Source organism: Rhodococcus sp. NPDC057014 (assembly GCF_042673295.1).
Classification (GTDB): Bacteria; Actinomycetota; Actinomycetes; order Mycobacteriales; family Mycobacteriaceae; genus Rhodococcus_F.
In genome coordinates this window covers 1-11,963 of sequence record NZ_JBHUSF010000028.1, presented here as the reverse complement: position 1 = coordinate 11,963, position 11,963 = coordinate 1, and the positions used below count along the sequence as shown (strand labels likewise).

12 protein-coding genes and 2 pseudogenes are annotated in these 11,963 nt (G+C 65.7%); 9 read left to right on the top strand and 5 right to left on the bottom strand.

Going from position 1 to position 11,963, the window contains the following annotated elements; translation table 11 throughout:
- Window positions 1-109 precede the first annotated feature (109 nt).
- Window positions 110-718, top strand: a complete 609-nt coding sequence (locus ACFTZB_RS08770; protein ID WP_378431150.1) for a TetR/AcrR family transcriptional regulator — start codon at window positions 110-112, stop codon at window positions 716-718.
- A 903-nt stretch (window positions 719-1,621) separates the two neighbouring features.
- Here ACFTZB_RS08770 and ACFTZB_RS08765 read toward each other — a convergent pair.
- Entirely contained in the window at window positions 1,622-1,822 is a 201-nt protein-coding gene (locus ACFTZB_RS08765) for a hypothetical protein (protein ID WP_378431155.1), read from the bottom strand.
- Between ACFTZB_RS08765 and ACFTZB_RS08760 the strand changes: the two are divergent.
- A pseudogene (locus ACFTZB_RS08760) lies at window positions 1,786-1,950 on the top strand (hotdog domain-containing protein); the annotation flags it as partial. The gene ACFTZB_RS08765 and the pseudogene ACFTZB_RS08760 overlap by 37 nt on opposite strands.
- A 283-nt stretch (window positions 1,951-2,233) precedes the next feature.
- The gene (locus tag ACFTZB_RS08755; protein WP_378431108.1) at window positions 2,234-2,935 is read left to right on the top strand and encodes a GNAT family N-acetyltransferase; all 702 of its coding nucleotides are present in this window, start codon (window positions 2,234-2,236) and stop codon (window positions 2,933-2,935) included.
- 134 nt (window positions 2,936-3,069) lie between these two features.
- Here the strand turns inward: ACFTZB_RS08755 and ACFTZB_RS08750 are convergent, their stop codons facing one another.
- Both ACFTZB_RS08750 and ACFTZB_RS08745 read right to left on the bottom strand, forming a co-directional pair.
- Complete coding sequence (locus ACFTZB_RS08750) at window positions 3,070-3,528, bottom strand: LysR substrate-binding domain-containing protein (RefSeq protein WP_378431149.1); 459 nt, start codon at window positions 3,526-3,528, stop codon at window positions 3,070-3,072.
- A 76-nt stretch (window positions 3,529-3,604) separates the two neighbouring features.
- Window positions 3,605-4,792, bottom strand: coding sequence for a DMT family transporter (locus ACFTZB_RS08745; protein WP_378431107.1), 1,188 nt, complete (start codon window positions 4,790-4,792; stop codon window positions 3,605-3,607).
- Between the two features lie 150 nt (window positions 4,793-4,942).
- On the opposite strand from ACFTZB_RS08745, the gene ACFTZB_RS08740 reads away from it, so the two are divergent.
- Window positions 4,943-5,866 carry a LysR family transcriptional regulator gene (locus tag ACFTZB_RS08740; protein ID WP_378431106.1) on the top strand — a complete coding sequence of 308 codons (924 nt, stop codon included), beginning with the start codon at window positions 4,943-4,945 and terminating at the stop codon, window positions 5,864-5,866.
- Window positions 5,867-6,218: 352 nt separating this feature from the next.
- On the opposite strand, the gene ACFTZB_RS08735 is transcribed toward ACFTZB_RS08740, so the two are convergent.
- Complete coding sequence (locus ACFTZB_RS08735; RefSeq protein WP_378431105.1) at window positions 6,219-6,341, bottom strand: hypothetical protein; 123 nt, start codon at window positions 6,339-6,341, stop codon at window positions 6,219-6,221.
- A gap of 322 nt (window positions 6,342-6,663) precedes the next feature.
- Between ACFTZB_RS08735 and ACFTZB_RS08730 the strand changes: the two genes are divergently transcribed.
- On the top strand, window positions 6,664-7,011 hold the full coding sequence (locus tag ACFTZB_RS08730; RefSeq protein ID WP_378431104.1) for a serine recombinase: 348 nt from the start codon (window positions 6,664-6,666) through the stop codon (window positions 7,009-7,011).
- 410 nt (window positions 7,012-7,421) lie between these two features.
- A pseudogene (locus ACFTZB_RS08725) lies at window positions 7,422-8,069 on the top strand (transposase); the annotation flags it as partial.
- An 80-nt stretch (window positions 8,070-8,149) separates the two neighbouring features.
- Here the strand turns inward: ACFTZB_RS08725 and ACFTZB_RS08720 are convergent.
- Window positions 8,150-8,761 carry a TetR family transcriptional regulator gene (locus ACFTZB_RS08720; protein ID WP_378431103.1) on the bottom strand — a complete coding sequence of 204 codons (612 nt, stop codon included), beginning with the start codon at window positions 8,759-8,761 and terminating at the stop codon, window positions 8,150-8,152.
- A gap of 139 nt (window positions 8,762-8,900) precedes the next feature.
- Here ACFTZB_RS08720 and ACFTZB_RS08715 point away from each other — a divergent pair, with 139 nt between their 5' ends.
- From ACFTZB_RS08715 to ACFTZB_RS08705, 3 genes are all read left to right on the top strand, one after another.
- A complete protein-coding gene (locus ACFTZB_RS08715) occupies window positions 8,901-9,869 on the top strand; it encodes an NADPH:quinone oxidoreductase family protein (RefSeq protein ID WP_378431102.1) in 969 nt (322 codons plus the stop codon).
- Window positions 9,870-10,016: 147 nt separating this feature from the next.
- Window positions 10,017-10,724 carry a nitroreductase gene (locus tag ACFTZB_RS08710; RefSeq protein WP_378431148.1) on the top strand — a complete coding sequence of 236 codons (708 nt, stop codon included), beginning with the start codon at window positions 10,017-10,019 and terminating at the stop codon, window positions 10,722-10,724.
- The gene (locus ACFTZB_RS08705; RefSeq protein WP_378431100.1) at window positions 10,724-11,503 is read left to right on the top strand and encodes an enoyl-CoA hydratase-related protein; all 780 of its coding nucleotides are present in this window, start codon (window positions 10,724-10,726) and stop codon (window positions 11,501-11,503) included. Before ACFTZB_RS08710 ends, ACFTZB_RS08705 begins: the two co-directional genes overlap by 1 nt.
- Window positions 11,504-11,963: the final 460 nt, after the last annotated feature.

Below are 11,963 nucleotides of genomic sequence, written 5' to 3'. Positions count from 1 at the left end.
CCCGGGGACAGATCCACAGCCATGTCGACCCGACTTCATCTCAGTTCGGCTACGCTGGGTGAACCGGCACGACGACTCACGGATTGGGGGAGCTGTGTCCGTTGAAGCGATGACGCTCCGCGACGGTCCGCGTTCCAAGCGCGGGCTCATCTTGACGGCCGCGATCGAGCGTTTCGGGGAGGTGGGTTTCGAACATACCAAGTGGGCGTCCGTCGCCGACGTGGTCGGCATCGGCCAGCCGGCGTTGTATCACTACTTCGAGTCCAAAGCTCACTGCCTACTGACCATCATGCGCCTTGAACTCGCCGAGTCGCTCGTGCGGTACTCGACTGCGATTGACGGCATCGACGACCCGGTGGAGGCCTTGGGTGCGGCCGTCACCAGTGCTCTGGAAGCGAGCCCACGGGACGCGCTGCAACGCCGCATTCTGCAGAGCCACATGGATCTGCTCGCCGCTCCGCGTCATTCGAAGAAGGAAGAAGCGGAACGCCAGACCTCACGGGCTCTTGTGAACACTGTCGAGGAAGCGTGGTCACTTCTCATCGCTAAGGGGATGGGCAGGGGAGTCTTCGCCGACGCAGATCCGCGTTTGATGGCTCGACTGGTCCTCGGACTCGTGGTCAGTGTGTGGCGGTGGTACCGCCCCGACGGTGACATGACTCTCGACCAGCTCAACCAGCACGTTCGCGATGCCGCCCTGCGTATCGTCCGCGCGTGACCGTGCCACGAGTCGGCTACCATATTGCCCAGACGGTTCGCCAGGTGACTGACGGTCTGGGCGCGGTGACGTGACGCCGTGGCGACCAAGTCCGGCGCTCGTTGACGGCGGCTTGTGTCCGCTGCCAGTCGAGTTGGCATACGCGACCTGCGGGAAATGCCAACTATGTTGACGAGAATCAAGACGTTGACGGACAGCGTAGTTGGCATTTCCGTAGCGATTCACGGGTCCGCTGCGGGCGCCGAGTGGCGTTGACATGCACAGACGATGATGCCGCAGCCAACTCAGATCAGCCGCAGGATGTTGTAGTGGGTGTCGCGGAACGGGTCGTAGATGCGTGCGTTTCTGCGGAGCGTGGTGAATCGTGCCACGACGGTCATACACGGTCAACGGCTCGCCAGGTTTGCCCTGGCCGTGGCCGGAACGATCTTCGCGACCTCATTGGTGACTAGGACGCGTCGGTGCACGTCGTCGACGTCGGGATCGGTGACACCGTGCAAAACCGTCGTCGGGTGATCATCCGCGCGATTCTGACCTGCTCCGAATAGATCAATGCGGACCGTGTGGTGGTTGTGCCTGTGTGCCGCAACCGTAGGGGCGCATCTCATAGACCGTCATCCGGCCCTTGAGCTGGCGGCCGAGTGCCCGGAGAACAGGTCGGCCTGCGGCAGGTCGATGCCGGCGTAGAGGAACGTCGCGTCGAGGCGTTCGGAGAACACCTTCGGCGCGGACGCGGCATCGCTGCCGGCCTGGTGGTTCGTCTTCAGGTTGTGCCCTCGTCGACAAGGGCAAGTGATGTGCCGAGTGCGCGCACACGCCGAGGATCTGCTCGGTCAAGTCCTGGGCGGTGGCCCGGCGCGGGGGTGAGCAACCCGAGGAAATTCGCGAACGCCAGCGTCAGCATTACAGTGTCGTGCCCGGCGGTACGAAGGTGTAAATGACGGGAGCGAAGCTGTCGTCATCGCGGCCGAGCTTCTTACGCATGGTCTTCTCGTGCCGTTTGCCGATCAGCATCGCCGGGGTCGACTTGCCGCGCCCGACCGAACCCGAGATCGCCAGTCCGCGCCGTGCTGTCGCGATCTTTGCGGTGTTGCGTGCGAACAAAATCCGGGTCTGTCGGGTCCGGCAACGTCCATGGCGGTCAGCTGCTCACACTGCTCGACCAGGTCGCCTACAGTTGCGCCAGCCGTTACGCCGGCACCTACGTGGTCACCCTGTCCCTGGACCGCGTCCACTCTGGCACGCGCCCCAGGCTCGTCGAGCGTCGACTCGAATGGTGCATTCCGGCAACTGGAACGTGAATGATGAATGTCACCAGCGCGCTTCCACAGGAACTGCCCGGTCCGGATGTGCGGGCATATGGACCGAGACTCGTAGTAGTCCCGATCAAAAGACCTGACTTTGCCTGCCCTTTCCATGGGATGCGACGATGTACGCCAGTATCGACCGGATTTCGTGTCGCCGACTGCTTCGAAGTCGGCTTGGTCCTCGGATCCAGGAACCAAGGAAGGGCACATGATCGATCGCCGCGACGCTGCTGTACTCGACGACCCGGTGGGCGAGTCACTACGAAGCCGCCACGCACATCTCGCTCGTCGACTCGGCCGGGCCGCCACCTATTTGCCGGCAGTGGCGACCTTCTCCGCCGTCGCCGCCGACTGCGAACCGCAGGTGTGGGCCGACCTGGCTCGGTTACTGGGCCCGGGCGAGCTCGCCGACCTGTTCAGCTGCGCGGCGACGCCGCCACCGGACTGGGTACCGGTGTTCGTCCTAAACGGCCGTCAGATGATCTGGTCGAGCAATGCTCGGGCCGAGTCGCATCGGGCAGAGTCGGGTGTGGTCGAACTCGGCGCGGACAGTGTGCCGGAGATGCACGACCTCGTTGAGCGGACCCGACCGGGACCGTTTTGGCTGCGTACCCACGAACTCGGCAGCTATCTCGGTATCCGCGAGAACGGCCGGTTGGTGGCGATGGCCGGTGAACGGCTGCGCCCACCGGGGTGGACAGAGATCAGCGCAGTCTGTACCGCGCCCGAGGCCCGCGGCCGCGGGCACGCCGCCCGCCTGGTCACTGCGCTCGTCGGACGGATCACTGCGCGTGGCGAGCGTCCATTCCTGCATGTAGCCGAATCGAACACCGGCGCGATCGCCCTCTATGAGCGGCTCGGCTTCCGCACATACCAGCACGTGACCTTTCGGGGATTCCGCACGCCCTGACGTGGCCCTCGAAGTGTTCGCCTGCCGATGTGCCAACTATTCGGACCGGGACAGTACCCGGCCCTGCAGGTGAACCGGTCGCGTCGACGGCTCCGGTTGCAGGGATAGCTTGGCCACGCGACCAAGCCGTAAATCTATTCCGAGTCCCTCGGCGACCGCCTCGACGATCGCGATGGTGCTGCCGAAGGTCCAGGTGCGTGCCCCGGGATGTTCCACTGTTCCACTAGGTCCTGCTGGTAGCGGCGGGTCGTCGAACCCGATTCGCGCAACAGGACGGTACTGCCGCGCAGGTCGGCGGCGTCGACCTGCGCGGCGCCGGCGAGGGGGTGGGTGGGCGACGCGATCACGACTTGTCGTTCCCGCGCCACGAGGACCCGTCCGTGTGCGCTCTTCTCGGACGCGGCGACCAGTGCCACCGCGATCTCTCCGCTGTTGAGCAGCCGGAGCGTCTCGCTGGTGTTCTGGATGCTCACGTCCAGGGTGAGCTCCGGAAACAGCTGGTTGTACTCGAGGAGCAGGCAGGGGAGCAGTCCCTCCCCGGCGGTCACCGTCCCGCCGATCGACAACGCGCCCTCGACCGGGCCGTGGCCCAGCCGTCGGAGCTGGTGTCCGTGGCGTTGACCGGCGATGTCGAGCGGGGTCTGCGGTCGATTTTCGTCGGATAAGGAACTACTGGGGTGCCGGCGCGCGGCGGTCGGGTGAGCTACCGGTTCTGGCGAGGCGGCGGGTTGTGTCGGAAGTGCCGCTCGCGTCCCCGGTTCCCGGTGTAGTCGGTGTTGTGCCGGGCCCGGTGCAGGTGCGTGCGGCGGCGCCGGAACCCCGGCCGGCGCTTCGGCTTCGGCGTCCAGCGGTACGGGGGTGTGTCCGGGCGTCGGCGCCGGTGGCGCAGCGTTGCTCCTGCGCCGGTTCCGGGTTTGGTGCCGAGCGCGCTCCTGAATCCGGAGTTGTCGCCGGGGTGGTCCGTGCCGGGCGGCGGGCACCGGCCCAGGGCAGCGTCGCCGAGGTGACGAGCACGACGGTCATGCCCGCCCATTGCGGCGCGGACAGGTTTTCTCCCAGGAACAGCTGCGCGGCAAGGACCCCGACCACCGGCTCGAGGAGGCCGAGCAGGCTCACCGGGCCCGACCCCAGAGCGCGTACCGCGAGGAACGAACCGGCGATTCCGACCGGCATGAGCACCAGTCCCTGGACCAGAATCGAGGCCCACCCGGTGGGGGCGAACGACCAGCTGTCGCGTCCGATCAGGGCGATGCCGCCGCTGGTGACACCGGCGCCGAGGGCCGCGAGACCGCCTGCGGTGAGGGCGCTGGTCTGCCGCACCCAGCGTTCCCCTACGACGAGATAGAGGGCGTACCCGACCGCGCAGAGCAACGCGGACACGGCTCCGAGCGGTGCGACGGCGGTGGCGCCGCTGCCGGCCACCAGCGCGATCCCGCCGGTCATCAGGACGGCGAGCAGCAGCTGGCCGCGGTGGACTCGGCTGCCGACGCCGAGCCACAGCAGCATGAGAACGACCAGCGGGTAGACGTGGACGAGGACGACGGCGACCTGTGCGCCGGTGATGCGCACGGCGGCGAAGAAGCACAGCAACTGCAGACCGAAGAGCGGACCGCACACCAGCGACAGTCCGAGTGCCGGGCGCAGCGGCACCCGGCGCAGTCGTCCGGTCGCCCAAGCGAACCCGAGCAGTAGAACGGCACCGACGAGACTGCGGAGGCAGACCAGGACGGCGGGGGAGACGCCGCCCGCGTAGCCGATCGCGGCGGCCGTCGGCGTGAGCCCGTACGCGATCGCCGAGGCGAGTCCGAATAACCAGAACGCGGCGGGGTGGTGACGAATCGCAGTCTTCGCCCGCACTGTCGTCTCCGCGCGCCGATCGGTTCGTCGTGTACGGGATTGCAGGGCCACGGGTTCCTCCCCCTCTCATGATGTTCGTACCGAAGTATGAGGCGACTCAGGTGTTCAGGACAAGTGAAAGAATCTGTACCCGGGGTTTAGTATTTGTGAATGGAGATCGATCCGCGACGGTTGCGTTACCTGTTGGCTGTGGCGCGGGCGGGTGGGATCTTGGCGGCTGCGGATCAGCTGCATATGACCCCCTCGGCGGTGTCGCAGCAGATCGCGCGGCTCGAACGCGAAACCGGGCAGGTGTTGATGACGCGCACCTCGCAGGGCTCGGTGTTGACCGCGGAGGGAACGTTGCTCGCCGAAGCCGGGCAAGAGGTCGAGCGAACCCTGGCGGGGGTACGGTCCCGGCTGCAGCAGGGCCCGGCGGAGTTGCACGGGAGGATGCGCATCGCGGGCTTTCAGAGCTTCCTGTCGGTCGTGATCGCCCCCGCTCTCCCGCAGTGGCGCCGCGCTCTGCCCGGGGTGGTGTTCGAACTGGTGGAGACCGAACTGGACCCGCATCTGCGTTCACTCAAGGAGGGCGAGTTCGATGCCGCGATAGTGGAACTCGACGCCGGAGCAGCCGAGACCGCCCCACCGGCCGGGATCGCCGAGGTTCCCCTTCTCGATGAGCCCTGGAAACTGGTCGTTCCGGCGGGGACGCTGATCACCGACATCACCGACCTCGAACACACCCCGCTGCCGTGGCTTGGTGAGCCCGAAGCGGCAACAGCGTACCCCGCACGGAGACTGCGACGGATCTCCGGGAGCAACAAGCAGATTGTGCACCGCTACTTCGGCACGCAGACCGCGCTGGCGCTGGTGGCCGCCGGGGAGGGGATGACGGTGCTGCCATCGCTCGCGCTGCGGGGGATGCTGCGCGAGGGAGTCGATGTCATCGACGTGCCCGGGCTCGGTACCCGCCGGATCGTTCTCCGGAGTTACCCCCGAGGGAAGATCGCCGACAATTTGGTGGCAGCAGTCACCGGGTTGCTGCGCGAGGCCACGTCCACTCTGAACGCCGGCAGCGGTATCGAATCGTAGTTTGCTTGTGAGAGAGGAACAGTCAACGTCGGCAGGTCCGCCCGATCGTCGCCGAGATCAACCGGGTCCTCGGCGCGAGGGACGACCCGTGGGGTGTGGCGTCCTGGTGGCTGCACCCGACCGACCTCAAAGGCCGACGGACTTGCCGATCGATGCGGCGGGCCCGGCACAGGAAACAGTGATCTCGCCGGATGTTGGGTGAGTCGCCCTTGTCTCGCTCAGCCGGACTTCTTTGGGAAACATATCGTCCCGGCCGGGAGAGGCCGGGACGAGATGCCAGAGGCCGGAAGTTGGCCCCCCGATCAGGTGGTCACACACAGGGCGAACTGAAACAGTTGTTGTCAGTTATCCGTCAGCTCTTGCGCTTTCGGATGAATTGGGCCGAATCGAGGGCCTTCTCCCGCTTCTCCGCCCGGCGCTCCTTGAGAGCACGTGCAGACTGTTTCGAACTCTTGACGGCGGACTTGTCAGCCATTGTCGGTCCTTTCCGAATCGGCAACCGCGAACTGACCTCGACCATACCCAACAAAAGAAATAAGTCCAGTTCAGCGGCCGATACGATGCGACTCATGTACGGGCGGGTCGTGAGGACGGGGCCGGTTTGGAACAACGTCACCGGGTTGTACCTCCGATCGGAGACGCTGTGCGTCTCGGCACCGTGCACCCGGTCGTCCTGCAATGACGGTCAGAGCTTCCGAGGTGCAAGGCGCGCAGTAAATTTCACGGAGCTTGCTTATTTCCTGCCGATGGCTATGGTGCAGGGCAGCGTTAATGGCATCTATCTGGAGGACTGAAATGTGAGTGCAGCCACCGATCGTCAGTGGGCGGTTCGTGACGCTGTTCTGCGTTGGCTTCTCGCGAAGACGACGGAGGGCTATCGCAGCCCGATTCTGGACGCGGATGCCATCGGAGCGGAGGTCGGGTGGGTGGCCTCGGCGCTCACCCACGACGAAGTGGCCGACGCCTCGATGTTTCTGTTCAAGGAGAACTACCTCACCGGGGTGCCGGTAATGGGGATCGGGATTCCACGACCGATGCTGACGGTTGCGGGACGTCGGGTGGCCAAGGCCGGCAAACCACTGAGGTCCAGGGTCGACGCTCATCCAGCGAAGTCGCACCAGCGTCTGACGGCCTCACCTGGGTAGTCATCGGCGACGACGGCGGCGGCAGTGAAGTGAATGAGAGAACGGCTCGACTGGTCACTTGTCACTCGACGATGAGTACCTGATCACGGGTCGACCTCAGAACCGTTGGTTCTGCACCGCCGTCGGGTCACTCCATGCCGGCACCGACGAGGTCGCCAGTCCGGTGGCGGTCCCGGGTGAGAGTCCGCGTACGCGCACCCTGCGGCGCGAAGGTCCGGCCACATCGGTCGAGCCTTCGCGGTTGCGTTTCGGTACGACGTGGCCCGTATGCCGGTGAGTTTCGTCAAGTGGTCTGGCCCGTTGGTCGGGCGTCGGCGGCCTCGACGAGTTCGTTGACCAGTGGGGCGCAGGTGATGTAGCGGACTCGCGGCCCTGTTCGCAGGCGGCCGAACCGAGTCCGGTCAGCAACGGGTGATTCGCCCGACGCTCCGATTCCCGTGGCGATCGAGACCTCACGAGGCCTGCTTGTCGCGGCGCTGCGTGGTACGGAGAAAAACGTCTATGCCATCAATCCGATGACGGTGGCCCGGTACCGCGATCGGCACTCGATGGCAGGGAAGAAGTCCGATCACCTCGGCCAGCGATCACGGTGCTCGCCCGTGCCTCGCAGGATGCGATCTGGCGGCGCACCAAGGCCACCCAAGAACCACGGGCACTGCTGCGCGAGTACCGCCCGGGCTTCCTCGCGGCATTCGCCGGCAGTCGTCACACCAACCGAATCATCACCAGCTTTCCGGGCCTGGGTCAGGCGACCGGCGCCAGGGTCTTGGCCGCGATCGCGACGACCGCGGTCGGGTCGTCGACGCTCGCGGGCTCGAGGCGCTCGCCGGCTCCGCACCCGTCACGAGAGCGTCCGGGCGCAGCACCTGCGTTACCCACCGTCACGTGAAGAACAATCGACTTGCCGCACTCGGCTTCGTCTGGGCCTTCGCCGCCATCCCGCGACCTCACCCGATCAAGCACCACCCTGACCGGCGCCGAACACGGAGACCGGCACGCCGCCGCGCACTGCGTAACGTCTTAACCGGCTCCTGGGCCAGCTCTATCACTGTCTTCAAGCCGTTGTGCTGCACGCCATCTCTGCCGAGAGGGGGAGTGCGGCGTGCAGCTGCTCTGGTTGGGGTGGTGTGCGTGAAGATCAGCCCCAGAGTGGTGGGGCCTCCGGGCGAAGTGCGTTGAAGGCTCGATCGAACAGGCTTGGCAGGGAGTCGGTTCCGTCTGACTGGGCCCACGCCCGGGTCGCGGCCAGGTAGGCTCCCACGCTCGCCGCGGCGATGACGGCGACATCGAGGTCGGTTCGGGGATCCAGGTCGAACTTGGTGCTGATGACTGTGGCGAGGCTTGCTCGCCACCGGTCGACGCGGTCGAGGTAGCTCGCGCGCAGCGAGGGGGCTTCTTCGACCAGGTGGTAGAGCGCGAGGGCTCGGGCCGGGTTGGCGTGTGCCCACTCTTCGAACGGGGTCATGCTCAGTCGCAGCGCTGTCCACCGGTCATCGTCGATGGGGCAGGCGACGAAGCAGTGGCAACCCTCCTCGGCGAGCTTGCTCAGCCGTGATACGACGACATCCTCTTTGCTGCGGAAGTAGCGGAAGAAGGTCCTGCGGGAGATCCCGGCGGCATCGCAAATCTCGTCGACGGTGGTCTCGTCGAAGCCCTTGCCGAGGAACAGTCCGATCGTGGTCTCGGCGACCTCCGACCGCATGCGGTCCTTCATGCGCTGCTGTAACGGCTCGGAAGCACTGGGACTCATGCATTGCATCCTAGCCACTCGATGCCACTTGGTGCTAACCTGCCACTCAGTGCCAGGAAGGCATTTAGTGGCCAAAAGCCGATGTCCACGCGGTCACTCGCCTGGTTGTCCCACCCCTACTTTCGACTCGGAGAAGTGAATGAAAGCAGTACAGCTGGTCGAATCAATCGGACCGTCCGGACTTCGTGTGACAGAGCTGCCAGATCTAGATCCGGTCGGCGATCTGGTCGTGGTGGACCTGCATGCGGCCGGAGTCTCATTCCCCGACCTGTTACAGACGACTGGCAGCTATCAGATGGTTCAGTCGCTGCCCTGCGTGCTGGGGGTCGAGGGCGCCGGCATCGTTCGGTCCGCCCCGCGCGGCAGTGGTCTGACGGAGGGGCAGCGTGTCGCGGTGCTCGCGCTGTCGGGTTCATGGCAGCAGACGGTGGCGGTGCCGGTCGGCCATGCATTTCCCCTCCCGGACACGGTGTCGCTCACCGCGGCGTCGGGGTTCGTCATGAACCACCTGACGGTCCACTTCGCGCTGGTCGAACGCGCCCGTGCCCGTCGAGGTGAGATCGTCCTCGTGCACGGGGCGGCCGGCGGAGTGGGCACTGCCGCACTCCACCTCGCGGCCGCTGTGGGACTCGAGACGATCGCCGTCGTCAGCAGTGCAGAGAAGGCCGCTGTCGCCAAAGGCAACGGTGCCACACACACCGTTCTGGTCGACGGGTTCAAGGATCGTGTGCTCGAGCTGACCGGCGGCAAGGGGGTGGACATCGTCGTCGATCCGGTCGGTGGGGATCGGTTCACCGACAGCCTTCGTAGCCTGGCTCCGGGTGGGCGCGCCCTCGTTCTCGGCTTCACCGGGGGAAGCATCCCCACGGTCAAGGTGAACCGGCTCCTGCTCAGGAACATCTCCGTGGTCGGCGTCGGGTGGGGCGAATTCATTCGCGAAGATTCGGGATACCTCGCCCGGCAGTGGGACGAGCTGTTGCCGCTCCTGACCTCCGGTGCCCTCACGGTCCCCGAGCCCACGCTCTACGAGCTGGACAACGCCGCCGCTGCCCTGCAGTCGCTCAGTGAGCGTGCAGCGACGGGCAAGATCTCGCTGAGTCTGCGCTGATCGTCTGGTGGCGCCGCGTCGCGAGCCGTGCGTGTGCCGCCTCTGCGGTGCCACCTGACCTCTGTCACCGAACAACCCGGAAGCCCGTGTCGTCGACACGGCCCAACAGAAAGGCCTACCGTGGTCAGCACCGAAACCCGAGACGTCATGGCGGAACGGCGATCTGCACAGATTCCGGCGGATGCGGCAAACACGCTCGAACACCTTCTCGCGGTCAGGGCCAGTTACCGCGCGTTCACGCCGGAGCCGGTCCCCGAGGACACCATTCGGCGGATAGTGCAGACCGCCCAGCTGACGGCATCGTGGTGCAACAGCCAATCGTGGCAGGTGGCTATTACCCGCGGTGCAGGAACCGAACGACTCCGCGATGCGCTGTACACGACAGCCTCGGCCGGCGTCACCGAGGACACCGACATCCCTTTCCCCCGCGAATACCGCGGCGTTCACCTCGATCGCCGTCGTGAAAGCGGCTTCCAGCTCTACAACGCCCTGGGAATCGAACGTGGGGACCGGGCGCGCCAGCACGAGCAGGTGTTGGAAAACTTAAAGTTCTTCGGAGCACCCCACGTCGCGATCATCCACTCCGACGAGGCGCTGGGGCCTTACGGCGCCGTGGACTGCGGCGGCTACGTGGCCAACTTCCTCACCGCCGCCGCCGCGCACGGGGTCGGGACCGTGGCCCAGGCGGCACTCGCGATGTACCCGAGCGTGCTGCGGCGCGAGCTCGGCCTGGATCCCGACCGCACCGTCGTGTGCGGAATCTCCTTCGGGTTTCCCCGTGTCGAGCACCTCTCGAACAGCTACCGGACCACCCGCGCGCCCATCGACGACGTCGTCGACTGGATCGACAACTGATGTCCGAACACGTCGACGGGGCTGATTCCGCGCGGGTGATCACCGAGCGGTGCGGTCGAGTGCTGCTCATCCGCCTCCATCGCCCTTCCAAACGCAACGCCATCGACGCCGCCATGACCGCGGCGCTCGATGCCGCATTCAACGAGTTGGACGACAACCCGGAAATCTGGTGCGGCGTCCTCAGCGGTGGCCAGCAAAACTTCTGCGCCGGGACGGACCTGATCGACGGACCCGGTGAGCGCACCCCTCGGGGAGGCAGATATGGCGTCGTCGGCCGATTTCGAACCAAACCTCTCGTCGCGGCCGTCGAAGGATTCGCCTACGGCGGTGGCCTCGAACTGGCACTCGTCTCGGACATCATCGTTGCCGGTCGCTCGGCACGGTTCGGCCTGCCCGAGGTGACCCACGGCGTGGTCGCCAACGCGGGCGCCCTCTTCCGCGCCCATCAACACCTGCCGCTGAACATCGCGAAACAGATGCTCCTCACCGGTCAACCGCTCACCGCGGACAGGGCCCACAGCTGCGGATTCGTCAACGACATCGTCGACGACGGGACCGCGGAGCAGTCTGCGACAGCTACCGCCGAACGGATCGCCGCCAACGCCCCGGCAGCAGTCCAGGCCACCCTGCGCGCGGTCGATGCCGTCGTGCGTCGCGACGACGATCGAGGTTGGGCTCACACCTCGGAAGCGGAGGAAACAGTGCGTAATTCCAACGACTTTCATGAAGGGCTCCTCGCGTTTCGCGAGAAACGCCGTGCCCGATGGCAGGGCAGCTGAGCGCTACACATGATCACGCCTGTATCTCGAGATGTCGAACCGGACAGGGGAATACGTTGAAATCGAAATCCGCATCGCCGATGCGTTCGATTCGGTCGCCGACACTGCGTCTACCTGCGTCCACATCGAATGCCGTGCTGTGTGCGGCGCAATGCCATCAAAGAGGCTGGGGGACAACTGATTTAGTATTGACGCGCCGACCTTCGGGCTGTAACGTAGGTCACGCCAGATATGGCATGGGTCACTCTTGGTGCCCGATGTGTCTCGGGCCAAAGTCGCTTACCACCTGCAGGGCTGCACACCCTGATGGGTATCCCCCCCCGTAACGATCTGCTCGGGCATTGAGGTCCGGGCAATCCCGTGGGGGTATCGGCACAGGAAACTGTGACTCAGTTGTTCTGGTGATGATTCCCATCGTTCCGACGACTGCATACCTGTCGGATCGATTCGGCCGCAAACT

What these genes read in the sequence shown, in the direction of transcription:
- ACFTZB_RS08770 (WP_378431150.1), top strand. Translation starts at nt 110, where the DNA reads ATGACGCTCCGCGACGGTCCGCGTTCCAAGCGCGGGCTCATCTTGACG.
- ACFTZB_RS08755 (WP_378431108.1), top strand. Translation starts at nt 2,234, where the DNA reads ATGATCGATCGCCGCGACGCTGCTGTACTCGACGACCCGGTGGGCGAG.
- ACFTZB_RS08740 (WP_378431106.1), top strand. Translation starts at nt 4,943, where the DNA reads ATGGAGATCGATCCGCGACGGTTGCGTTACCTGTTGGCTGTGGCGCGG.
- ACFTZB_RS08735 (WP_378431105.1), bottom strand. Translation starts at nt 6,341, where the DNA reads ATGGCTGACAAGTCCGCCGTCAAGAGTTCGAAACAGTCTGCACGTGCT.
- ACFTZB_RS08720 (WP_378431103.1), bottom strand. Translation starts at nt 8,761, where the DNA reads ATGAGTCCCAGTGCTTCCGAGCCGTTACAGCAGCGCATGAAGGACCGC.
- ACFTZB_RS08715 (WP_378431102.1), top strand. Translation starts at nt 8,901, where the DNA reads ATGAAAGCAGTACAGCTGGTCGAATCAATCGGACCGTCCGGACTTCGT.
- ACFTZB_RS08710 (WP_378431148.1), top strand. Translation starts at nt 10,017, where the DNA reads ATGGCGGAACGGCGATCTGCACAGATTCCGGCGGATGCGGCAAACACG.
- ACFTZB_RS08705 (WP_378431100.1), top strand. Translation starts at nt 10,724, where the DNA reads ATGTCCGAACACGTCGACGGGGCTGATTCCGCGCGGGTGATCACCGAG.